The 23033-nt window shown below is 66.5% G+C and carries 19 protein-coding genes; 13 read left to right on the forward strand and 6 right to left on the reverse strand.

The window, feature by feature from the left end; all coding sequences use genetic code 11:
- Window positions 1-7 precede the first annotated feature (7 nt).
- On the reverse strand, window positions 8-1333 hold the full coding sequence (locus JI739_RS00185; protein WP_201681837.1) for an ATP-binding protein: 1326 nt from the start codon (window positions 1331-1333) through the stop codon (window positions 8-10).
- Complete coding sequence (locus JI739_RS00190; protein WP_201681838.1) at window positions 1330-2004, reverse strand: response regulator; 675 nt, start codon at window positions 2002-2004, stop codon at window positions 1330-1332. Before JI739_RS00190 ends, JI739_RS00185 begins: the two co-directional genes overlap by 4 nt.
- A 99-nt stretch (window positions 2005-2103) precedes the next feature.
- On the opposite strand from JI739_RS00190, the gene JI739_RS00195 reads away from it, so the two are divergent.
- Window positions 2104-2565 (forward strand): MaoC/PaaZ C-terminal domain-containing protein, encoded by a 462-nt coding sequence (locus tag JI739_RS00195; RefSeq protein WP_201681839.1) that lies wholly within the window; start codon window positions 2104-2106, stop codon window positions 2563-2565.
- A gap of 16 nt (window positions 2566-2581) precedes the next feature.
- Here the strand turns inward: JI739_RS00195 and JI739_RS00200 are convergent, their stop codons facing one another.
- On the reverse strand, window positions 2582-3808 hold the full coding sequence (locus tag JI739_RS00200; RefSeq protein ID WP_201681840.1) for a thiolase family protein: 1227 nt from the start codon (window positions 3806-3808) through the stop codon (window positions 2582-2584).
- Between the two features lie 224 nt (window positions 3809-4032).
- Between JI739_RS00200 and JI739_RS00205 the strand changes: the two genes are divergently transcribed.
- From JI739_RS00205 to JI739_RS00215, 3 genes are all read left to right on the forward strand, one after another.
- On the forward strand, window positions 4033-4353 hold the full coding sequence (locus JI739_RS00205) for a hypothetical protein (RefSeq protein ID WP_201681841.1): 321 nt from the start codon (window positions 4033-4035) through the stop codon (window positions 4351-4353).
- Window positions 4354-4456: 103 nt separating this feature from the next.
- Entirely contained in the window at window positions 4457-5248 is a 792-nt protein-coding gene (locus JI739_RS00210; protein WP_201681842.1) for a DUF8692 domain-containing protein, read from the forward strand.
- 367 nt (window positions 5249-5615) lie between these two features.
- Window positions 5616-7880 (forward strand): arginine/lysine/ornithine decarboxylase, encoded by a 2265-nt coding sequence (locus JI739_RS00215; RefSeq protein WP_201681843.1) that lies wholly within the window; start codon window positions 5616-5618, stop codon window positions 7878-7880.
- A 207-nt stretch (window positions 7881-8087) separates the two neighbouring features.
- Here JI739_RS00215 and fabI read toward each other — a convergent pair whose 3' ends face one another.
- Window positions 8088-8879, reverse strand: a complete 792-nt coding sequence (gene fabI / locus JI739_RS00220; protein ID WP_201681844.1) for an enoyl-ACP reductase FabI — start codon at window positions 8877-8879, stop codon at window positions 8088-8090.
- A gap of 43 nt (window positions 8880-8922) precedes the next feature.
- Between fabI and JI739_RS00225 the strand changes: the two genes are divergently transcribed.
- The 5 genes from JI739_RS00225 to arfB all read left to right on the forward strand — a co-directional run bounded on the left by JI739_RS00225 (window position 8923) and on the right by arfB (window position 14975).
- The gene (locus tag JI739_RS00225; RefSeq protein WP_201681845.1) at window positions 8923-10731 is read left to right on the forward strand and encodes an extracellular solute-binding protein; all 1809 of its coding nucleotides are present in this window, start codon (window positions 8923-8925) and stop codon (window positions 10729-10731) included.
- Between the two features lie 18 nt (window positions 10732-10749).
- Window positions 10750-11784 (forward strand): microcin C ABC transporter permease YejB, encoded by a 1035-nt coding sequence (locus JI739_RS00230; protein WP_201681846.1) that lies wholly within the window; start codon window positions 10750-10752, stop codon window positions 11782-11784.
- Window positions 11785-11881: 97 nt separating this feature from the next.
- Complete coding sequence (locus JI739_RS00235; RefSeq protein WP_236589157.1) at window positions 11882-12952, forward strand: ABC transporter permease; 1071 nt, start codon at window positions 11882-11884, stop codon at window positions 12950-12952.
- Entirely contained in the window at window positions 12949-14553 is a 1605-nt protein-coding gene (locus JI739_RS00240; RefSeq protein ID WP_201681847.1) for an ABC transporter ATP-binding protein, read from the forward strand. The genes JI739_RS00235 and JI739_RS00240 overlap by 4 nt, the downstream gene beginning before the upstream one ends.
- Before the next feature lie 11 nt (window positions 14554-14564).
- A complete protein-coding gene (gene arfB, locus JI739_RS00245) occupies window positions 14565-14975 on the forward strand; it encodes an alternative ribosome rescue aminoacyl-tRNA hydrolase ArfB (protein ID WP_201681848.1) in 411 nt (136 codons plus the stop codon).
- Here arfB and JI739_RS00250 read toward each other — a convergent pair.
- Together JI739_RS00250 and JI739_RS00255 are read right to left on the reverse strand one after the other, a co-directional pair.
- Window positions 14936-15928, reverse strand: a complete 993-nt coding sequence (locus JI739_RS00250) for a hypothetical protein (protein WP_201681849.1) — start codon at window positions 15926-15928, stop codon at window positions 14936-14938. The genes arfB and JI739_RS00250 overlap by 40 nt on opposite strands.
- Window positions 15929-16172: 244 nt before the next feature.
- Window positions 16173-17210 (reverse strand): hypothetical protein, encoded by a 1038-nt coding sequence (locus JI739_RS00255; protein WP_201681850.1) that lies wholly within the window; start codon window positions 17208-17210, stop codon window positions 16173-16175.
- Window positions 17211-17661: 451 nt separating this feature from the next.
- Between JI739_RS00255 and rimP the strand changes: the two genes are divergently transcribed.
- The 4 genes from rimP to rbfA are packed head-to-tail and all read left to right on the forward strand — an operon-like array spanning window position 17662 to window position 23033.
- Window positions 17662-18228: a ribosome maturation factor RimP gene (gene rimP, locus JI739_RS00260; protein WP_201683244.1), complete on the forward strand. Its 567-nt coding sequence runs from the start codon at window positions 17662-17664 to the stop codon at window positions 18226-18228.
- Window position 18229: 1 nt separating this feature from the next.
- Entirely contained in the window at window positions 18230-19729 is a 1500-nt protein-coding gene (nusA, locus tag JI739_RS00265; protein WP_201681851.1) for a transcription termination factor NusA, read from the forward strand.
- 23 nt (window positions 19730-19752) lie between these two features.
- Window positions 19753-22602: a translation initiation factor IF-2 gene (gene infB / locus JI739_RS00270; protein WP_201681852.1), complete on the forward strand. Its 2850-nt coding sequence runs from the start codon at window positions 19753-19755 to the stop codon at window positions 22600-22602.
- Window positions 22603-22658: 56 nt separating this feature from the next.
- Complete coding sequence (gene rbfA / locus JI739_RS00275) at window positions 22659-23033, forward strand: 30S ribosome-binding factor RbfA (protein WP_201681853.1); 375 nt, start codon at window positions 22659-22661, stop codon at window positions 23031-23033.

Consider the following 23033-nt stretch of genomic DNA (forward strand, 5'->3'; position numbering starts at 1 on the left):
CGGCCTCTCAGCGGTGGCGAAGCACGGCCCGCACCCGGCCTGGGGCTTCGCTGTCGTACTCGAGCGCCAGCCCGTGCACCTCGGCGATGCGGCGGGCGATCGACACGCCCAGTCCGCTGCCTGATTCCTGTTGCCCCGCCGGGCGGGTGAATCGTGCGCCCAGCTGGGACAGCGTCTCGGGTGCCGCCCCGGGTGCTTCGTTTTCCACCTCGATCGACCCGCGTTGCATGCGCAGGGTGACGGTGCTGCCCTGCGGCGCATAGCGGGCCGCGTTGTCCACGAGGTTGCGCAACAAAGCCGCGACCCATTCGGTGTCGCCAAGCAGCGGCAGTGCCGGCCGGTCCGCTGGCGGCCACTCGCAGGCCAGTTCGATGCGCCTGCGGCGCAAGAGCGGCAACACGTCGTTGACCACCTGTTCGACCGCGGCGCGCCAGTCGACCTCGGTGGTGAGGCGCGCCGCATCGGCGGCATCCGCGCGTGACAGGGTCAGCAGCTGCGTCACCAGTCGCTCGAGCCGGTCGAGGCCGCCCTCGAACTTGGCCTCGGCCAGCTGCCGCTGCGGCCCCTGCAGCTGGCGCAGCACGTCCCACTGCATCCGGAGGAAGGCGATCGGCGTGCGCAGTTCGTGCGCCGCGTCGGCGGTGAATCGGCGCTCACGCGCCAGCAACTCGGAGATGCGCGAGAACAGGCCGTCCATGGCCGTCACCAAGGGCCGCAGTTCGGCCGGCACGGAGCGGGCTGGGAGGGGCGCGAGGTCGTCCGCCCGGCGCTGCGCCAGCTGGCGGGACAAAGTGTTCAACGGCGAAAGCGCCCGTCGCACGCCCCAGGCCATGGCGGCCAGCAGGACGGGCAGCATCAGCAGCCACGGCACCAGCTGGCTCAGGACGAGCCCGCTGACCACCTCGTCGCGCTCGGCGGCCTTCTGCCCGGCGGCGACCTGGCGCGACGAATCCGCGGCCTGCAGGTAGTACACCCGCCAGCGCTCGCCGCCGATGGTGTCCTCGACGAAGCCGGAAGCCGCCGGCAGGCGGCGCAACTGCGCGCCTTCGCGGTCGTTGGCCAGCAGCCGGCCCTGGGCGTCCCACACCGCGACGGCCAGGTCGCGCAGGTCCGCCGAGCCGGCATCGCGCGAGGGCCGGACGGGGGGCGGTGCCTGCGCCACCGAGGGGGATGCGACACTGGCCTGCAGTTGCCGGGCCAGCCGGATCAGTTCGGTGTCGAACAGCTCGTCCACCTCGTGCCGGGTGCGGTCCAGCGAAAACGCGAATGCGAGCGCCCAGACCAGGGGGGCGCACACAGCCAGGTACAGCATGAGGCGGCGCTGCAGGCTCACGGCTCGCCCTCGCAAGAGCCGATGGCGTAGCCCACGCCGCGCACCGTCCGCACCGCGCTGGCGTCGATCTTGCGGCGCAGGTGATGCACATGCACCTCCAGCACGTTGCCCTCCGGCTCGGCCCCGCTCCAGTCATAGAGCTTGTCCTGCAGGTGGGCCTTGGACAGCACGCGATCGGGCTGCGACAGCAGCACCTCGAGCAGCGCGGCCTCGCGCGCAGTGAGCTGGACGGGCTCGCCCCGCCAACGTACCGCACGCGAAGCGGGGTCGAACTCGAGCAGGCCATGCCGCCACACCGGCTGCGCCCGGCCCGAGGATCGCCGCTGGACCGCGCGCAGCCGAGCCGACAGTTCGTCCAGCGCGAGGGGCTTGACGAGGTAGTCGTCGGCCCCCGCATCGAGCCCCTCGACCCGCTGCTCGACGGCGTCGCGCGCGGTGAGGATCAGCACCGGCAGTTGGAGCCTGCGTGAGCGCCAGCGTCGCAGCCACAGCAGGCCGTCCCCGCCCGGCAGGCCGAGGTCGAGCACCGCGCCGTCGTAGGGCGCCGCAGCCAAGGCGGCATCGGCCTGCTGCCCGTCGTGGAACCAGTCCACGGCGTGCCCGCGCTGGCGCAGGCCCGTGGCGAGTGCGTCGCCCAGCGGCAGGTCGTCTTCGATGATGAGGATGCGCATGCGGTGGTGGCGGAGTATGCATGGGGCGTGCCGGCGCAGCATCTCCGCGTCTTCCTATGGCAAGGTGCCTGCCCTGCGTGCAAGAAGAAGGAACACCTCGTGACCTCCACCGACATGTATTTCGAGGACTTCCAGGTCGGCGAGGTGCACACCTCGCCCACGCTGGAGATGACGGCCGACCTCATCGTGCAGTTCGCCCGCGTGTACGACCCCCAGCCCTTCCACCTGGACCGCGACGCGGCCGGCCAATCCGTGTTCGGCGGGCTGGTGGCCGGCGGTTTCCAGACGGCGGCGCTGACCTGGGCGCTGGCGCTGCGCACGGGCATGTTCGATCGCTGTGCCGTCGCCGGCCTGGGCGTGGACCGGCTTCGCTGGCATGCGCCGGTGCGCGAGGGCGACGTGGTGCGCGCCGTGTTCTGGCTGCTCGACGGCCGCCCCTCGAACTCGCGACCCGGTGTGGCGGTGTCGCGGTTCGCCTACGAGATCCGCAACCAGCGGGATGAACTGCTGTTGAGCCTGGAGATGTCGCAGCTGCTGAAGATGCGTCCGGCGGGCGCCTGAGCGGGCGCCACTCGCCTCAGCCGCGCGGCGTGTCGCGCACCTCGAGTACCAGCGCCATGCCGGTGTCGCCGGCGGCGCAGCCCTGGAACAGGCCCACGCCGCCGCCCCGGATCACCAGTTCCTCGATCAGCTCGATGACCAGCCGCATGCCGGTGGAGCCCTGCGGGTGCCCGTAGATGAGCGAGCAACCGTAGTTGTTCATCTTGTCGGGCTGCACACCGAATTCGCGCGAGAACACCAGGTCGTTCACGGCGAACGGGTTGTGCGACTTGATGGCCTGGACATGGGTGATGTCGAGGCCTGCCATGTCCAGCGCCGAACGTGAGGCTTTCACCGGCGCGGCCGGCATGTAGGCCTTGCGCTCGCGCGACTGGCCCACGCCGAGAATGCGGATCTCGATGTCGGGGCGGCTGGTGAATTCGGCGAAGCGCTCGCGCTTGACCAGCAGCATGCCGGCGTTGCCGTCGGCCGGATGCGTCTGCGCGCCATAGGTGACCGTGCCGCCCTCGACCACCGGCTTGAGCTTGTCCAGCGCCTCGCGCGTGGTGTCGAACACGCCCACGTCACCGTCGATGGTTTCGCCGCTGGGCTTGCGAAAGGCCGGATCGGGCACCTCGAAGGGCAGCGTCATGTAGCGGCGCTGGAAGGCGCGTTCGTCCGCCAGGGCCGCGCGGTATTGCTCGTAGCGCATCAGCACCAGTTCGTGCTGCTCCGACAGGCTGATCTTCCAGTCGCGGGCACAGTTTTCCGCCGTCTGCACCATGGCGACGCGCGCATGGGGGTCTTCACGGAAGTTGTCGAGGATCCAGTTCTCGATCTGCGGTGCGCCGCCGGGCCCGCGGGGGTTGGGGTAGGTGACCACCGGCGTGTTCGAGGTGCGGTCGCAGGTGACCACCAGCGTGACGGCGCTCTCATGGGTCTGGATCGCCGAGGCCGCCGCGGCGATGCAGCGGGCGCTGGTGGCGCAGGCCTGCGCGATGGTCGGGCCCGAGATGTGTTCGGAACCCATCAGCGACATCAGCCAGGGGGCGCCCCAGAAAGATTTCTCCTGGGGAACCGTGGTGCCGAGCACGGCCGTGTCGATGGACGAGACGGAAATCTTCTTGCGCTCCAGCACTTTGCGGGCCGTGTCCGCCGCGAAGCGGATGCTGTGCAGGTCCGCGAAACTGGTCTGCCAGCGGCAGAAAGGTGTGGACCAGTACGCCCCGTAGGGGATGCGCACTTCGGCGAAGTCCTGGCTCATGGCGGCTCCGGAAAGAGGGTGGCACTCGAACGGCCATGATAAAGACCGTCCGGCGCAAGCCCGACCGCATGGCCGACGCCTCGAGCCGCCCGAGCCCACGTCCGGTCGAGTTCCCGGGCGACGCCCGCGCGGGAGATGCTCGCACGCACGGTGCGGCACGCGCCGACAGCCCGGCTGCGCCATCGCGGGGATCATGGACTCATTCAAAACAGAAGGAGTTCCTCATGATCGATCGCAAATTTGCACTCGTCGGCATCGTCTCTGCCAGCCTGTTCGGCCTGGCCGCCTGCGACGTGGAGAAGACCCAGTCCGGCAACATCGACCTGCCGAAGTACGAGGTCACCAAGACGCAAGAGGGTGAGGTCACCGTGCCCAAGTACGACGTGCGCGGCCCGGACGTGGAGGTGCGCCGTGAAGAGCGCCAGGTGACCATTCCCGACGTGGACGTCGATGTGAAGAAGCGGCAGGAAACCGTGACCGTGCCGACCATTGACGTGACGACCCCCTCCGAGCGCGACGCCCAGCGCCAGATGGGCAATCGTTGAACATGAGCGGGGTAGCGGAGCCCGGTGGGGCTGGCGCCCCGCGTCGATTACATAAGGTTACGGCGCGCGCCACCCGGAAACAATGCCGCCCATACTGGGCCGCATGAACGCCGTGCCCACCTCCCCGGACGCCTTGGGCGACCCCGAGTTTTCATCGGCCTTGCCCAAGGGGTTGTCTGCTGGTGTCCCGGAACGCGTGGCGCCGCCCGTGCTGGCACTCGGCACACGCTCCGTCCTTCAAGTGATCCTTGGCATCGCGGCCGTGCTTCTCGCCCTGCATCTGCTGGCGGTGTGGAGCTACCTGGCCGACTGGCGCTTTCCCGCACGGGACAAGTTCTATTTCGATGCCGAGAACAACATCCCGACCGTGTTCTCATCGGCGATCCTGCTGTTCGCCGGATTACTGCTGTGCTGGATCACGGCCATCAAGCGACAGCAGGCCGATCCGTTTCGCTGGCGGTGGGCCGGGCTGGCCGCGCTGTTTCTGGCCCTGGCAGTGGATGAATCCGCCTCGCTCCACGAGTTGCTGATCCAGCCGCTGCGCACGGCCTACCAGCTCACCGGGTGGCTGCGCTTCCCGTGGGTGATCGCCGGGGGCACGTTCGCCATCGTCTTCGCCGTGGTGTACCTGCGCTTCCTCATGCACCTTCCGCCGGCCACTCGACGCTGGTTCATCCTGGCAGGCCTGATGTACGTGGGTGGCGCCGTCGGCATGGAAATGGTCGGGGGGCATGTGTTCATGGAGGAGGGCACCCCGGACCGCACGCTGGTGCCCTACATGATCGCGATGACGCTGGAGGAAAGCCTGGAAATCAGCGGGGCCGCGTTGTTCGTGGCGGCGCTGCTGCAGTACCTGAGCGGCATGTCGGCCCGGTTGCGCGTCGTGGTGGACTGAGCGGCCCAAGGGTCACTGTCAGGCTTGACGCCGGGGTCGAAGGTTTCGCCAAACGGGTTTGCATAATCCGGCCGCACTAAGCGGAGGAATCAAATGCAGCAAAAAGAATTCTCACGGCAGCGCAAGGACGGCACCTGCACCAAGCCACGCCCATGGCGCGAGCCGCATCCCGCCTCACGGGCCAAGGGTTGAGGAGGTGCGGACGGCCGGCTCTCGCAGAGTCCTTCGCCCTGTGGACCGGCAGCCGCCCCGGCCGTGAACCCAAGCCCGCACTCATGCCGTCCGGGCGCCGGGCGTGAAAAGCACCGCGAATTTCATACACTTGCCGGCTTGCTTTTCTTCTCCAGCCCCTCGCCCGGGCCCTCCCATGAAATTTCGCTTTCCCATCGTCATCATCGACGAAGACTTCCGCTCGGAGAACAGCTCGGGCCTGGGCATCCGGGCACTGGCCCAAGCCATCGAGGCTGAAGGGTTCGAGGTGCTGGGCGTGACCAGCTATGGCGACCTGTCGCAGTTCGCCCAGCAGCAAAGCCGCGCCAGTGCCTTCATCCTCTCGATCGACGACGAGGAGTTCACCCAGGGCCCCGAGCTCGGGCCGGCGGTGCTGAGGTTGCGCGGGTTCATCCAGGAGGTGCGGCGCAAGAACAGCGACGTGCCGCTGTACATCTACGGAGAGACCAAGACCGCGCGGCACCTGCCCAACGACATCCTGCGCGAGCTGCACGGTTTCATCCACACCTTCGAGGACACGCCCGAGTTCGTGGCCCGGCACATCATCCGCGAGGCCAAGAGCTACCTCGAAGGCGTCCAGCCGCCGTTCTTCAAGGCGCTGCTCGACTACGCCGAAGATGGCTCCTACTCGTGGCACTGCCCCGGCCATTCGGGTGGCGTCGCCTTTCTCAAGAGCCCTATCGGCCAGATGTTCCACCAGTTCTTCGGCGAGAACATGCTGCGCGCCGACGTCTGCAATGCGGTGGACGAGCTGGGCCAGCTGCTGGACCACACCGGCCCGGTGGCGGCCAGCGAGCGCAATGCGGCGCGCATCTTCAACGCCGACCACTGCTTCTTCGTCACCAACGGCACGTCCACTTCCAACAAGATGGTGTGGCACCACACGGTGGCGCCAGGGGACGTGGTGGTGGTGGACCGCAACTGCCACAAGTCGGTGCTGCACTCGATCATCATGACTGGGGCCGTTCCCGTGTTCATGAAGCCCACCCGCAACCACTACGGGATCATCGGGCCCATCCCGCAAAGCGAGTTCGATCCCGCGGTGATCAAGGCCAAGATCCGGGCCAACCCGCTGCTGCAGGGGGTGGACGCCGATGCGGTCAAGCCGCGGGTGATGACGCTCACGCAGTCCACCTACGACGGGGTGCTGTACAACACCGAGACCATCAAGGGCATGCTCGATGGCTACGTGGACACGCTGCATTTCGACGAGGCCTGGCTGCCGCACGCCGCCTTCCATCCGTTCTATGGCTCTTACCACGCGATGGGCAAGCGCCGCGCGCGGCCCAAGGAGTCGCTGACCTTCGCGACCCAGTCCACCCACAAGCTGCTGGCCGGCATCAGCCAGGCCAGCCATGTGCTGGTGCAGGATTCGCAGAATCGCAAGCTGGATCGGCATCTGTTCAACGAGGCGTACCTGATGCACACCTCGACGAGCCCGCAGTACTCGATCATCGCGAGCTGCGACGTCGCCGCGGCCATGATGGAGCCGCCCGGCGGCACTGCGCTGGTGGAAGAGAGCATTCTGGAGGCGCTCGATTTCCGCCGCGCGATGCGCAAGGTCGACGAAGACTACGGCCAGGACTGGTGGTTCAAGGTGTGGGGCCCCGATCGCCTGGTGGAAGAGGGCATCGGCCGCGCGGACGACTGGATCATCAAGGGCGAATCGCGTGCGGCCCAGTGGCACGGCTTTGGCAAGCTGGCCGAAGGCTTCAACATGCTCGACCCGATCAAGTCGACCATCGTGACCCCGGGGCTGGACCTCAATGGCAAGTTCGCCAAGACCGGCATCCCGGCTTCGATCGTCACGCGCTTCCTGGCCGAGCACGGGATCATCGTCGAGAAGACCGGCCTCTACAGCTTCTTCATCATGTTCACCATCGGCATCACCAAGGGCCGCTGGAACACCATGCTCACGGCGCTGCAGCAGTTCAAGGACGACTACGAGCGCAACCAGCCGATGTGGCGCATCCTGCCCGAGTTCTGCCAGGTGTACCCGCGTTATGAGCGCATGGGCCTGGCCGACCTGTGCCAGCATGTGCACGAGCTTTACGCCAAGTACGACATCGCCCGGCTCACCACCGAGATGTACCTGTCGGACCTGACCCCGGCCATGAAGCCCAGCGATGCCTTCGCCCATATCGCGCACCGCCGCACCGAGCGGGTGGAGATCGATCTGCTCGAGGGCCGCATCACCACGTCGCTGGTCACGCCGTATCCGCCCGGCATCCCGCTGCTGATCCCCGGCGAGGTCTTCAACAAGAAGATCGTCGACTACCTGAAGTTCTCGCGCGAGTTCAACGCCCAGTGCCCGGGCTTCGAGACCGACATCCACGGCCTGGTGGAGGAGGTCGGCGACGACGGCGTCGCGCGCTTCTACGCCGATTGCGTCAAGGTCTGAGAAGCTGTGAACGGATCCGTCGCGCCCGCTCCGACCGCCAGCACGCGGTCACTCGGCGTTGCAAATGCTCGCCATAGCCCGGGCGCTGGCTGCGCTTTACGCCTTGATTGGCCCCGTCCTGGCGGCCTTCTCGGACGCGCCGCATTCATTCACAGCGTCTGAGGCAGGCCGCGGCGCTCGATGGCAAGCGCACGCGGCCGCATCGCCTTATTCCGACGGTTCGGCGATGCCGCCCACCACCTGGCTGAAGCCGCCGTCCACGTAGGTGATCTCGGCGGTGACGCCGCCGGCGAGGTCGGACAGCAGGAAGGCCGCCACGTTGCCGACGTCATCGATCGTGATGTTGCGGCGGATGGGTGCCGTGTCCGCCACCACGTTCAGGATCTTGCCGAAACCCTTGATGCCGCTGGCGGCCAGCGTCTTGATGGGGCCGGCGCTGATGCCGTTGACCCGCGTGCCGCGCGGGCCCAGCGTCTCGGCCAGGTAGCGCACCGACGCCTCGAGGGAGGCCTTGGCCAGGCCCATGGTGTTGTAGTTGGGGACCACGCGCACCGCACCCAGGTACGTCAAGGTCAGCAGGGACGACTTGTCGTTGAGGTAGGGCAGGGCCGCCTTGGCCATGGCCGGGAAGCTGTAGGCACTGATGTCGTGGGCGATGCGGAACGCCTCGCGCGACAGGCCGTCGAGCAGATTGCCGGCGATCGCCTCGCGGGGGGCGTAGCCGATGGCGTGGACGAAGCCATCGAACTTGGGCCAGTGGGCCGACAGGTCGGTAAAAAGTCGCTCGATCTGCTGGTCATCGCCCACATCGCAATCGAATACCAGTTTGGAATCGAACTCCGCGGCGAATTCGGTGATCCGATCGCGGAACCGCTCGCCCACATAGCTGAAGGCCAGCTCTGCCCCTTGTGCCCGGCAAGCCCGTGCGATGCCATAGGCAATCGAACGATTCGACAAAACGCCGGTGATCAGCAATTTCTTCCCAACCAGGAAGCCCATGGAACGCCCTCCGAATAGAAGCAAAACTCGGCAGAATTGTCGCATGCGAGGTTTGCTGCTCCTCCCAGCGCTGGCCCTCGTCGCGCTGCTGGCCACGCCCTCGTGGGGCGCGCATGCCTACGCCCAATTCGGCGACATCAAGTACCCGCCGGGTTTCACCCACTTCGACTACGTGAATCCCCAGGCGCCCAAGGGGGGCGAGATCCGGATGGTGCCGCCCACCCGGCCCACCAATTTCGACAAGTTCAATCCGTTCACGCTGCGCGGAACCGCGCCCTACGGCATCGGCACCCTGATGTTCGACACGCTGCTGGTCGGCAACTCCGAGGAGCCGACCACCGCCTATGGCCTGTTGGCCGAAGACGTGCAGGTGGCGCCCGACCGCCTGTCGGCCACCTTCCGCCTGGACCCGAAGGCGCGCTTCCACCACGGCAAGCCGGTACTCGCGGCCGACGTGGTGCACTCGTTCCGTACCTTGATCAGCAAGCAGGCGGCGCCGCAGTTCCGCACCATCTATGCCGAAGTGAAAGACGCGACGGCGGTCGACGAACGCACGGTGCGCTTCGACTTCGCCAGCGCCAACCCCGAGTTGCCGCTCATCGTCGGCGGCATGCCCGTGTTCAGCCGCGACTGGGGCGCTGGCAAGCCCTTCGACCAGGTGGTGTCGGATATTCCGATCGGCAGTGGCCCGTACCGCATCGGCGATCCGCGCATGGGGCGGGACATCACCTATGTGCGCGACCCCGACTACTGGGCGGCCAGGCACCCGACTCGCCGCGGGCACTACAACTTCGACCGCATCACGTTCAAGATCTATCTCGACGAGACCTCACGCTTCGAAGGATTGAAGGCCGGCGAGTTCGACTTCATGCGCGAGTTCATCTCGCGCAATTGGGCCCGCCAGTACACCGGCCGCGCCTTCGAGTCGGGCGAGTTGGCCAAGCGCGCCTTCGCCAACCAGAACCCTGGTGATTTCCAGGGCTACGTGTTCAACCTGCGCTCACCGAAGTTCCAGGACGTGCGCGTGCGCCAGGCACTGGGCTACGCAATGGACTTCGAGTGGATGAACCGGCAGCTGTTCTACAACCTGTACAAGCGGGTGCACGGCTATTTCCCGAACAGCGAGTTCCATGCCGAAGGCATGCCCAAGCCGGACGAACTGGCCATCCTGGAGCCGCTGCGGCATCAGCTCGACCCCCGGGTGTTCGGACCGGCGTACATCTCGCCCAGCACCGCTGCGCCGCACGGCCTGCGAGAGAACCTGCGCAAGGCGCAGGCGCTGCTGGCCGAGGCCGGCTGGACCTACCGGGACGGCGCACTGCGCAATGCGCAAGGCGAGCCCTTCACCATCGAGTTCCTGAGCGACCAGCCCTCGCTCGTGCGTATCGTCATGCCTTTCGAGAAGGCGCTGGAGAAGCTGGGCATCCGGCTGATCTACCGGGTGGTGGACTTTTCCCTGGCCAAGCAGAAGATGGACGAGTTCGACTTCGAGCTCACGACCACGCGCATCCCGGGCTCCACCGCGCCGGGCAGCGAACTGCTCGAGCGGTTCGGCTCGGAGGCCGCGAAGACCAAGGGCTCGTCCAACATCTGGGGCATCGCCGATCCGGCCGTGGATGCCATCTTGCAGAAGGTCATCACCGCCAAGACCCGGCCCCAGTTGTCGGCTGCCATGCGAGCCCTCGACCGCGTGCTGACGCACGGGCACTACTCGATTCCGCAGTACTACGGCAGCGACTTCCTGGTGGGTTACCGGCCGCGCCGCTTCGAGCTGCCGGCGACCATTCCGCCGTATTACGACGTCCACAACTGGGCCATGTCGACCTGGTGGGGCTCGCCGCAGAATCGATAGGCAAGGACGACATCCCAAATGGCCAGCTACATCCTCAAGCGACTGCTGCTGATGATCCCCACTTTGCTGGGGGTGCTGCTGCTGACCTTCATCGTCACGCAGTTCGTGCCCGGCGGGCCGGTGGAGCAGATGGTGGCCCAGTTGCAGGGCCGGGATGCGGGCGGTGAATCGGCGGCGGCATCGGGTGCCGGCTACCGCGGGCGGCAGGGTGTGGACGAACAACGCATCGCGGAAATCCGGGCGCTGTATGGCTTCGACAAGCCGGCGCACGAACGCTTCCTGCAGATGCTGGGACGGTTCGCACGCTTCGACCTGGGCACGAGCTTCTACCAGCACAAGGCGGTGTGGGAACTCGTGAAGGAAAAGTTGCCGGTGTCGATCAGCCTCGGCCTGTGGACCTTCTTCATCAGCTACCTGGTGGCCGTGCCACTGGGCGTGGCCAAGGCGGTTCGCGCCGGCACCCGCTTCGACTTCGCCACCACGCTGGTGGTGCTGGTGGGTTATGCCATTCCCGGGTTCGTGCTCGGCGTGGCGCTGCTGGTGATTTTTGGCGGGCAGTTGCAGTGGTTTCCGCTGCGCGGGCTCACGTCGAGCAATTGGGAGCAGCTGAGCCTGGGCGGCAAGGTCGTCGATTACCTCTGGCACATCACCTTGCCGGTGACGGCCATGGTCTTCGGCAGCTTCGCGGTCACCACCATGCTCACCAAGAACGCCTTCCTGGAGGAGATCCGCAAGCAGTACGTGCTGACGGCGCGGGCCAAGGGGCTGAGCGACAGGCGGGTGTTGTGGAAGCACGTGTTCCGCAACGCGCTGATTCCCATCATCACGGGCTTTCCGGCGGCGTTCATCGGGGCGTTCTTCACCGGGTCGCTGTTGATCGAGACACTGTTCTCGCTGGACGGGCTGGGCTTGCTGAGTTACGAGAGCATCATCCGCCGCGACTACCCGGTGGTGCTGGGTACCTTGTACCTGTTCACCCTGATCGGCCTGGTGACCAAGCTGATCAGCGACTTGTCTTATGTTCTGGTGGATCCAAGGGTGAAATTTGACTGAGCATCGTCCACTCCAGTCACCTGCCGACAGCGTGGTCGCCGGTGGTGGCACGCCACCCCAGGTGGCGCGCGTGGGTGCCTACGGGCAGGCCGCCCCCCTGCGGCCGGCGCCGGAAGCCGTCGGCCCCGCGGCGGTGGTGCCGCCGGCCGTTTCACCCGCGCGGCGCGCCTGGCAGCGGTTCCGGCGCAACCGGCTGGGGTTCTTCAGCCTGGTCCTGTTCAGTGTCATGGTGGTGCTCAGCCTGTTCGCCGAGGTGCTGTCCAACGACAAGCCGCTCGTGGTGCGCTACGAAGGACGGTTTTACTTTCCGCTGGTGCAGTCCTATCCCGAGACCACCTTCGGCGGCGACTTCGCCACGCCAGCCGACTACCTGGATCCCTTCATCCGCGACAAGCTGACCCAGGGCGACAACTGGGCGATCTACCCGCCCAACCCGTACGGCGCGCGCACGCTCAACTACTTCGCGAGCCAGCCCAACCCGGCCGCGCCGTCCTCGGAGAACTTGTTCGGCAGCGACGACCGCGGCCGCGACCTGCTGGCCCAGTTGATCTACGGCTTTCGCGTCAGCGTGCTGTTCGGGCTGGCGCTCACGGCCATCGGCGTGGTGCTGGGCGTGATCACCGGGGCCATCCAGGGCTTCTTCGGCGGCAAGACCGACCTGGCCTTCCAGCGCTTCATCGAGATCTGGGGCTCGATGCCCGAGTTGTACCTGCTGATCATCTTCAGCGCGGTGTTCGCGCCCAGCGTGGCCCTGCTGCTGGTGCTGCTGTCGCTGTTCGGCTGGATGGGGCTGTCCGACTACGTGCGCGCCGAGTTCCTGCGCAACCGGCAGATGGACTACGTGCGCGCGGCCCGGGCCCTGGGCGTGGGCAACCTGCGCATCATGTGGCGGCACATCCTTCCCAACAGCATGACGCCGGTGGTGACCTTCCTGCCGTTTCGCATGAGCGCGGCCATCATGGCGCTGACCTCGCTCGACTTCCTGGGCCTGGGGGTGCCGCCCGGCACGCCGTCGCTGGGGGAGTTGCTGAGCCAGGGCAAGGCCAACATCGACGCCTGGTGGATCTCGCTGTCCACCTTCGGCGTGCTCGCGCTCACGTTGCTGCTGCTCACCTTCATGGGTGACGCGTTGCGTGATGCGCTCGATCCGAGGAAGAACCCGGTATGAGCCGGCCGCTGCTGGATGTGCGTCGACTGTCGGTGGGCTTTGGCGGCAAGGACGTCGTGCATGGCATCGACTTCCACATCGATCCCGGCGAGAAACTCGCACTGGTCGGGGAATCAGGATCGGGCAAGTCGGTCACGGCGCTGGCCCTGCTGCGCCTGGCCCAGAACGCGCGGCTCGCCGGTGCGGCGCTGCTCGATGGGCCGGACGGTCCGCGCGACCTGCTGAAGCTGTCCGAGCGCCAGATGCTGGGCGTGCGCGGCAGCGACATCGCGATGATCTTCCAGGAGCCGATGACGGCGCTGAACCCGCTCTATACGGTGGGCGACCAGGTGGCCGAAGTGATCGAGCTCAAGCAGGGAATCGGCGCCAAGGCCGCCTGGGAGGGCGCGGTGGAGGCCTTGGCGGCCACCGGCATCCCCGAGCCGCAGCGGCGCGCGCATTCCTTCCCGCACCAGCTGTCGGGCGGCCAGCGGCAGCGCGCGATGATCGCCATGGCCCTGGCCTGCCAACCGCGGCTGCTGCTCGCCGACGAACCCACCACGGCGCTCGACGTCACGCTGCGCGGGCAGATCCTGGACCTGCTGTCCGACCTGCAGCGCCGCACGGGCATGGCCGTGCTGATCATCACGCACGACCTGAACCTGGTGCGCAAGTTCGCCGACCGGGTGGCCGTGATGGAGCGTGGGCACCTGGTGGAGCAGGGCGAGGTGGCGTCGGTGTTCGCCGCGCCGCGCCACCCGTACACGCGCAAGTTGATCGACAGCGTGCCCCGGCGCGACCTGCACGAGGCGCCACTGGCTGACTCGAAGCAACCAGTGCTCAAGGCCCGCGAGCTGCGCGTGGCCTACCCCGTGCCCATTGCGGGCATCAAGGGATGGTTTCGCAAGGGTGAGTTCATCGCGGTGCACGGGGCGCAGTTCGACCTGATGCCGGGCCGAACGCTAGGTGTCGTCGGCGAATCGGGCTCCGGCAAGTCGACCCTGGCACTGGCCGCCCTGGGCCTGGTGCGGCACCGCGGCCAACTGGAGGTGGTGGGGCGGCAATGGACCGGGGGTGCCGGCGCCGACCGGCCCTTGCGGCGCGCCGTGCAGGTGGTCTTCCAGGACCCGTTTTCATCCCTGTCGCCACGCATGACCGTCGAGGAGATCGTCGGCGAAGGCCTGCTCGTGCACGAACCTGGGATGGCCCTGCCGCAGCGTCGCGACGCGGTGCTCAAGGTGCTGGACGAAGTGGGCCTGACCGAGGCGCAGTTCCCGGGCCTCCTGGCGCGCTATCCCCACGAGTTTTCAGGCGGCCAGCGCCAACGCCTGGCCGTGGCCCGGGCCTTGATCGTGCAGCCCGAGGTGCTGGTGCTGGACGAGCCCACCAGCGCGCTGGACGTCACCATCCAGCAGCAGGTGCTGCAACTGCTGCAGCGGCTGCAGCGGGAGCGGCAGCTGAGCTATTTGCTGATCACGCATGACGTGCAGGTGATCCGAGCCATGGCCCACGACGTGCTGGTGATGAAGGACGGCGCAATCCTCGAATCGGGCTCGGTGGATGATGTGCTGGATGCACCGCAAGACGAGTACACGCGCACCCTGGTGGCCGCGGCGAGCTGAGGCGAGCGCGCATGACTGCCACCGCCACGCCCATTCCCGAGTCCGAAGTCGAGATCACCGCCATGCGCGCACAAGGGGCGGGCGGGCAGAACGTGAACAAGGTGTCGAGCGCCATTCACCTGCGTTTCGACATTGGCCGGTCGTCACTGCCCGAAGACCACAAGGAGCGCCTGCTGGCGCTGCGCGACCAGCGCATCACGCGTGATGGCGTGCTGGTGATCAAGGCGCAGTCGCACCGCAGCCAGGACATGAACCGCGCGGAAGCCTGGGGACGGCTGCAGGAGCTGGTGGACAGCGTGGCACAACCGCCCAAGACGCGACGGCCGACGAAGCCGACGGCGGCATCGAAGAGGCGTCGGCTGGAATCAAAGAAGCTGCGGTCTCAGGTGAAGCTGTTGCGGTCGGCGACGGACACGTCGTAGCTGAGGCGGGTCTGGTCGCGTATGACCGTCACTGGGCCCGTGGGGCCTATCCTGGCGGCGATCTCGTAGCTGACGCGCGTTTCGGAAGGGTCCGTCTCGACGACCTCAGGCCCGTTGCCGCTGTCGACTCCAAAACCTCGTATGTGGTCTCGCTCGCACTTGAGCCGCAGGATGTCGTCGGTCGGCCCAACCCGCACCGACGCCGACAGCCGCATCGAACAGTTCGATGGGTTTGCCTGCTTGACGCCGCCTCCGAATGTTCCGGCGATCGGGCCGCCGGCATCGAACAGGGCGGTATCTGAATTGCCAAGGGCACTCTGCGCCATCAGCGCACTAACCCGGACCAGCCGGTCCGGGCTCATCCGAATGATGTCCGCCACACGTTCAACGGCATCTGCGTCCGCGAGATCGATGCGAACGCGGCCGTTGGATCCTGTGATCACGAGGGCTTTTGCACTGCCGCTGGGTCCGCCTGGCTCGCCTACCACTTTGTGCACTCTGGAGCCGTTGCGAAACTCGATGGTCCATCCTCCGGCCCAGTCCCTCAGCGATTGTTGGCTGAGTCGCAGGGGGCCGGAACCGGCTACCGGGCATGTCTCAAGGATTTCATTGAGTCCGGTCTCGGTTGATTGGCTCAAGCGTTCGGAATGGTTGGTGGTCAGTCGGTTGTATGTTGCAACAATCGCCACTTGGCGTTCCTTGATGCTGCGCTGCACCGACGCGACACCTTCCATCGTTGCCTGGCTCAGCCGCGCGCCACTGGAAAGCGCCTGCGCACGCAGATGCAGCCATGTGCGTCGCAACCACGATGGGCGGGGCAGGGCGACGGCGTTGCGACCTGCAGCTGGCTCTTCTGCAGGCGCGGCTTGCGCGGCGCGCGCATCAGCTCTGGGTCGATAGTGGAAGCGAACAACTTGCCGGTTTCCGTTAGGGCGTGGCGCTGGACCCGTCATGGTGCGTTCCTTTCAACTGGCAACTGGACATCTCCGGAAGACCGGGCCCTCCGGGGTGGCGAGGTGCGCCGGGTAGTAACTCCGCTCAACGGATGAGTTCCGGGCAATCGACTGCGGCCTTTGGCCTTAGCCCAGGCAGTGGCACTTCAGGACATCGTCGAACAGGTCTTCAGCGGAACCGGTAGCGGTTCAAAGAGTTCGTCATGGTCGATCCGGCCAACTTGGTTCGATACGGAGATGCGCCTCAGGCCACGGGGCGAGGCGATTCGGCCTTGAGCATGATTTCGAAGCGTGGTGCTTGCGAAATGGTCGCCCGTCCATCGGCTGAGACCTTCAGCTGCATCGTCGCTGATGCCCGGCTGTCGCTCGTGAGCGGGCGACCCTCGGTCGAGTTGTCGTGCGGCAGGAACTCCAACGTGGATGGGTAGTCCAGGCGGCAGTCGATGAGGAAATCGCCGTCCACCGCTGGCGCGATGCTGTAGCTGGCCAGTGGCTCGCCACGCAGCCGACCCGGCACACCGTCGACCACGAAGGGACTGCTCGGAGTTCGTGAAAGTGTCTGCAGCGGGGACCAGACTCCCTGGTGCGCATAGCGAGCGATGACATCGAACTGTCCAATGTCCTTGAGAGCCAAACGCTCGACCATGGACTGGAGAAACTCCGCACACGCAGCAGGGGGGCGCCGGCCGCCCACCTGCTCGATATCGCGGGTATGCAGTTCGCCGCTGTACATGTCATCAGGGATGCTGTATTCGGCGCGAGCCAGATCCACCCAAAAATCCTTACGCACGGCCGGATTGCCTTGCGCGGCTTCGATCGGTTGCTCGCCCAATGCCTTCAGGTTGTCTTCGAGCAAACGCGAAAACGGAAGCCGTCGGTCGATCGCTCGTGCAACGCATTCGAGTTCCGGCGGCACTGGCCGCCCATCAATGGAGTAGGCGTCGCGTTCCAGCGAAAGGCGTCCGATCAGCGAAGTCAGTTCGTGGACGGTCTTCGAGCCCAAGGCGGAAAATGCGCGTCGCTCGAGAAGGTCGAGCCGTGCCTGGCTATTCCTCGGAAGGCCAGGCTCACTTCGCAACGCCTGCACCTGATCGGCGGTGCTTGATGAGGCCGACTTTTCATCGGCCAAGACGGTGAGCAGGGCGTCCACCCGCCGGTTCATCGCTTGAGCTTGCCCTTTTGCAGAGTTAGAGCGAGCGAACTCTGGCGTGTAGTTCCTTACCCACTCGGCAGTGCGCTGGCGGATACGGCGACCGAACGCCGTGCCAGAAATGAAACGCATGATTCCGGCAGCCGCGGCTGCCAGGCGAGCGCGGCCGGTTGATGGCGTCGCCGGTTGCTGGTGCCTGGCCGCGGACGCTGTGGGTGGATCGAGTGGCGCCCGAGCTAGCCGGGTACTGGGGCGCTGGATGGGTGGCAGGCGACTGCTGCCATTTCGACCGCCGAGTTCGGGCATCTTGCACTCCTTCACATGGTCTGAGGGACTGGAACAACGGGACAGGCAGGCCTGCAGTTGTGACGCAGACTATGGTTGAGTTCCAGCTGCCTCTGCTGGGGTGAACACGGCTGCTACGACCCCTCGAAGGGTTCGGCTTGCTTGTGCCTTTCGCCGCGAAGTACAATGCGCGGTCATCGACCATCACGGGCGGGTACTTACCGCCCGTTTTTTTTGGTCGCGTACTTTTGGCAACCGGCAACCGGGCAGGCGCCCTTCCAAAGGCATTACGAAACAAGTGGCTCTTCAGGACATCGTGGAACAAGTGGTCAGCGGGCTCGGCTACGAGCTCGTGGAGATCGAGCGCTCGGCGGGCGGGCTGCTTCGCGTCACCATCGATTGGCCCTGGACGCCCGGTTCCGCGGAATTTGTCACCGTCGAAGATTGCGAGAAGGTCACCCGGCAACTCCAGTACACGCTCGAGGTCGAAGAGGTCGATTACTCGCGGCTGGAGGTCTCGTCCCCGGGCATCGACCGTCCGCTGCGCAACGAGCTGGACTTCGAGCGGTTTGAAGGGGAGGTGATCGACCTCACCCTCAAGGCCCCCATGGGGGCCGCCGCGGAAGGGCAGGTCGCCGCCAACCGCAAGAAGTTTCGCGGCCAGCTGGCGCGGGCCGAGGGGGGCGATTGGCAGATCAGCTGGAGCGATGAGCCCGCCGCCAAGCCGGGTCAAAGGGTCAGCAAGAAAAAAGAGGTGCCGGTGCAGGTGCTGGGCTTCAGGCTCGACGAGCTGAAGGAAGCCCGCCTGGCGCCCATCGTGAATTTCAAGGGGCGCCGCCCCAAACAAGAGTCAGGAGAGTCGTGAGATGAATCGCGAAATGTTGATGCTGGTCGAGGCGATCTCGCGCGAGAAGAACGTCGAGCGGGACGTGGTTTTCGGTGCGGTCGAATCCGCGCTGGCCCAGGCCACCAAGAAGCTGTACCAGGGCGAGGTGGACATCCGGGTCGCGATCGACCGGGACACGGGTCAATACGAGACTTTTCGCCGCTGGCTGGTCGTGCCCGATTCGGCCGGCCTGCAGAACCCGGACGCCGAGGAGCTGCTGATGGACGCCCGCGAGCGCGCCTCCGATGCGGAAGAGGGCGACTACATCGAGGAGCCGATCGAATCGCTGCCCATCGGCCGCATCGGCGCGATGGCCGCCAAGCAGGTGATCCTGCAGAAAATCCGCGACGCCGAACGCGAGATGCTGCTGAACGACTTCATGTCGCGCGGCGACAAGATCTTCGTGGGCACGGTCAAGCGCATGGACAAGGGCGACATCATCGTGGAGAGCGGCCGGGTCGAAGGCCGGCTGCGCCGCAGCGAAATGATCCCCAAGGAGAACCTGCGCAATGGCGACCGCGTGCGGGCCATGATCATGGAGGTCGACCTGACGCTGCGCGGGGCCCCCATCATCCTGTCGCGCTCGTCGCCCGAGTTCATGATCGAGCTGTTCCGCCAGGAAGTGCCCGAGATCGAGCAAGGCCTGCTCGACATCAAGAGCTGCGCCCGCGATCCCGGTTCGCGCGCCAAGATCGCCGTGCTCTCGCATGACAAGCGCGTCGACCCCATCGGAACCTGCGTGGGCGTGCGGGGCACCCGGGTCAACGCCGTCACCAATGAGTTGGCCGGCGAGCGGGTGGACATCGTGCTGTGGTCCGAGGACCCCGCACAGTTCGTGATCGGCGCCCTGGCCCCCGCCAACGTGCAGTCCATCGTCGTCGACGAGGAGAAGCACTCGATGGACGTGGTGGTCGACGAGGAGAACCTCGCCATCGCGATCGGCCGTGGCGGCCAGAACGTGCGGCTGGCTTCCGAGCTCACCGGCTGGAAGATCAACATCATGGACGCCAACGAGTCGGCCCAGAAGCAGGCCGAGGAGAGCAGTGCGATCCGTGGCCTGTTCATGGAGAAGCTCGACGTCGACGAGGAAATCGCCGACATCCTGATCTCCGAGGGCTTCACCAGCCTTGAAGAAGTGGCTTATGTCCCCATCCAGGAGATGCTGGACATCGAGTCCTTCGACGAGGACACCGTCAACGAGCTGCGCGCCCGTGCCAAGGACGCGCTGCTCACCATGGAAATCGCCCGCGAGGAAAGCGTCGAGGAGGTCTCCCAGGACCTGCGCAGCCTCGAAGGCCTGACCCCCCAATTGATTGCCACGCTGGCCGATGCCGGCGTCCACACCCGCGACGAGCTGGCCGACCTGGCCGTCGATGAACTCACCGAAATGACCGGGCAGAGCCCGGAAGAGGCCAAGGCCCTGATCATGCGGGCACGCGAGCACTGGTTCACCGCCGGCGCTTCAGCGACCCAAGAGTGATGTGATGGGAGGCAGCAGAACATATGTCAACTACGACCGTCGCCGAGTTCGCCAACGAGCTCAAGAAATCACCCGACACCCTGCTGGAGCAGCTGCGTAGCGCAGGGGTGGCCAAATCCGCGGCTTCCGATGCGCTGTCCGAGGCGGACAAGCAGAAGCTGCTGGGCTACCTGCAGGCCAGCCATGGCACCAGTTCGCCCGAGCGCCGCAAGATCACGCTGACCAAGAAATCGACCAGCGAGATCAAGCAGGCCGACGCGTACGGCAAGGCGCGCACGATTCAGGTGGAAGTACGCAAGAAGCGCACCTTCGTCAAGCGTGACGAGGACGTCGGTGTGGCCGAGGGCGCCGAGTCCGACGAGCGCAACGGCCGCGAGGAAGCGTCGCATGTCGGTGATGCCGAGCTGGTCCGGCGTGAGGAAGAGGCGCGCCGCCAGGCTGAGCTGATCAGCCGCCAGGAGGAAGACCTGGCCGAGCAGCGGCGGCAGCGCGAAGAGATGGAGCGCCGCGAGCGCGAAGCCGAACAGCGCGCCGCGGCCTACCTGGCAGCCGAGCAGGCCAGGCGCGAGGCGGCCCTCGTCGAGAAGCAGGAAGCCAACCAGGAGGCTGCCGCTGCCGCAGCCGCACGCGCCGCCGCGCAAGCCGAGGCCAGGGCCAAGGCCGATGCCGAATCCAAGGCCCGTGCGGACGAAGAGGCCGCCCGAGCCCGCGACCTCGAAGAGCGCCGCCGCAAGGCGCTGGCTGAAGCCGAAGCCATTCGCGCCATGATGGCCGCGCCCAAGAAGGTACTGGTGGCCAAAAAGCCCGAAGAGGTCAAGCCCGCCGCCAAGAGCGCCGATGCGAAACCGGCGGCCAAGGGCACCCTGCACAAGCCCACCATCACCGGCCGTCCCGCGCCGGCCGCTGGCGCGCCCGCTGCTCCTGGCGGCAAGGAAGTCAAGTCGGCCAAGCTCTCCTCGAGCTGGGCGGGTGACCCAGCCAAGAAGAAAGCCATTCCGACCCGCGGCGATGCCTCGGGCGGCGTGGGACGCAACACCTGGCGCTCCGGGCCTCGTGGCCGGCGCGGCAACGACCGCGACGACCGCGACCACATGGCCAGCCAGCCCGTGGAGCAGCGCGTCATCGAGGTGCACGTGCCCGAAACGATCACGGTGGCCGAGCTGGCCCACAAGATGTCGGTCAAGGCATCCGAGGTGATCAAGGCGCTGATGAAGATGGGCCAGATGGTCACCATCAACCAGCCGCTGGACCAGGATACGGCCATGATCGTGGTCGAGGAAATGGGCCACAAGGCGGTCGTGGCTGCCCTGGACGACCCGGAGGCCTTCATCGAGCAGGACGCTGCCGCGACCGAAGGGGAGGCGCTGCCTCGCGCACCGGTGGTCACCGTGATGGGTCACGTCGACCACGGCAAGACCTCGCTGCTGGACTACATCCGCCGCGCCAAGGTCGCGGCGGGCGAGGCCGGTGGCATCACGCAGCACATCGGTGCCTACCACGTGGAAACCGAGCGTGGCGTGATCTCCTTCCTGGACACCCCGGGCCACGAGGCGTTCACCGCCATGCGTGCCCGCGGCGCCCAGGCGACCGACATCGTGATCCTGGTGGTCGCCGCCGACGACGGCGTGATGCCGCAGACGCGCGAGGCCATCAAGCATGCCAAGGCGGCCAAGGTGCCGATCGTGGTGGCGGTCAACAAGATCGACAAGCCCGAAGCCAACCCCGACCGGGTCAAGCAGGAGCTGGTGACCGAGGAGGTCGTGCCCGAGGAGTACGGCGGCGAATCGCCCTTCGTGAGCGTCTCCGCGCGCACCGGACAGGGCATCGACGACCTGCTCGAGCAGGTGCTGCTGCAGGCCGAGGTGCTGGAGCTGAAGGCGCCGGTGGACGCGCCGGCCAAGGGCCTGGTCATCGAAGCCCAGCTCGACAAGGGCCGCGGCCCGGTGGCCACGGTGCTCGTGCAGTCCGGCACGCTCAAGACGGGCGATGTGGTGCTGGCCGGCCAGACCTATGGCCGGGTGCGCGCCATGCTCGACGAGGACGGCCGCAGCATCAAGACCGCTGGACCCTCCATCCCGGTGGAGATCCAGGGCTTGTCCGACGTGCCGCAGGCAGGCGACGAGTTCATGGTGCTGGCCGACGAGCGGCGTGCGCGCGAAATCGCCACCTACCGCGCCGGCAAGTTCCGCAACACCAAGCTGGCCAAGCAGCAGGCCGCCAAGCTGGAGAACATGTTCGAGAACATGGCCTCGGGCGAAGTGAAGACCCTGCCCATCATCATCAAGGCCGACGTGCAGGGCTCGCAGGAGGCGCTGGCGCAATCGCTGGTCAAGCTCTCCACCGAGGAGGTGCGGGTGCAGATGGTGTACGCGGGCGTCGGTGGCATCAGCGAGTCGGACATCAACCTGGCGATCGCGTCCAAGGCGGTGGTGATCGGCTTCAACGTGCGCGCCGATGGCGGTGCACGCAAGCTGGCCGAGAACAACGGCGTGGACATCCGCTACTACAGCATCATCTACGACGCCGTGGACGAGCTGAAAGTGGCCATGTCGGGCATGCTGGCGCCGGAGCAGCGCGAAGAGGTCATCGGCACCGCGGACATCCGCACCGTGTTCGTCGCCTCCAAGATCGGCACCGTGGCCGGCTCCTACGTCACGTCCGGCCAGGTCACGCGCAACGCCAGGTTCCGCCTGCTGCGTGACAACGTGGTGGTCTATACCGGCGAGGTCGAGTCGCTGCGCCGCCTGAAAGACGACGTGCGCGAGGTCAAGGAAGGCTTCGAGTGCGGTATCAAGCTGCGCAACTACAACGACATCCGCGAAGGTGACCAGCTGGAGTTCTTCGAGGTGAAGGAAATCGCCCGGAGCCTGTGATCGGAGGACGGGGCTTCCCTGTGAAGCCCCGCCCGCCGGAGCGCAAGGTCATTGGTATGCCGAAGAAATCAAGTACGCCCAACCGCAGCTTCAAGGTCGCGGACCAGATCCAGCGTGACCTCACCGAGCTGATCGCCCGTGAGCTGAAGGACCCGCGCGTGGGCATGGTCACCATCCAGGCCGTCGAAGTGACGCCGGACTATGCCCATGCCAAGGTGTTCTTCAGCGTGCTCATCGGTGATCCGCAGGAGACGCAGGACGCGTTGAACCAGGCCGCGGGCTTCCTGCGCAACGGGCTGTTCAAGCGGCTGCATATCCACACCGTGCCCACCTTGCACTTCCAGTTCGACCGCACCACCGAACGAGCCGCCGACATGAACGCGCTGATCGCGCGCGCCGTGGCCTCGCGCTCCAAGGACGACACCGAGTAA

Source organism: Ramlibacter aurantiacus, from assembly GCF_016722895.1.
In the GTDB taxonomy this organism is placed as follows: Bacteria; Pseudomonadota; Gammaproteobacteria; order Burkholderiales; family Burkholderiaceae_C; genus Ramlibacter; species Ramlibacter aurantiacus.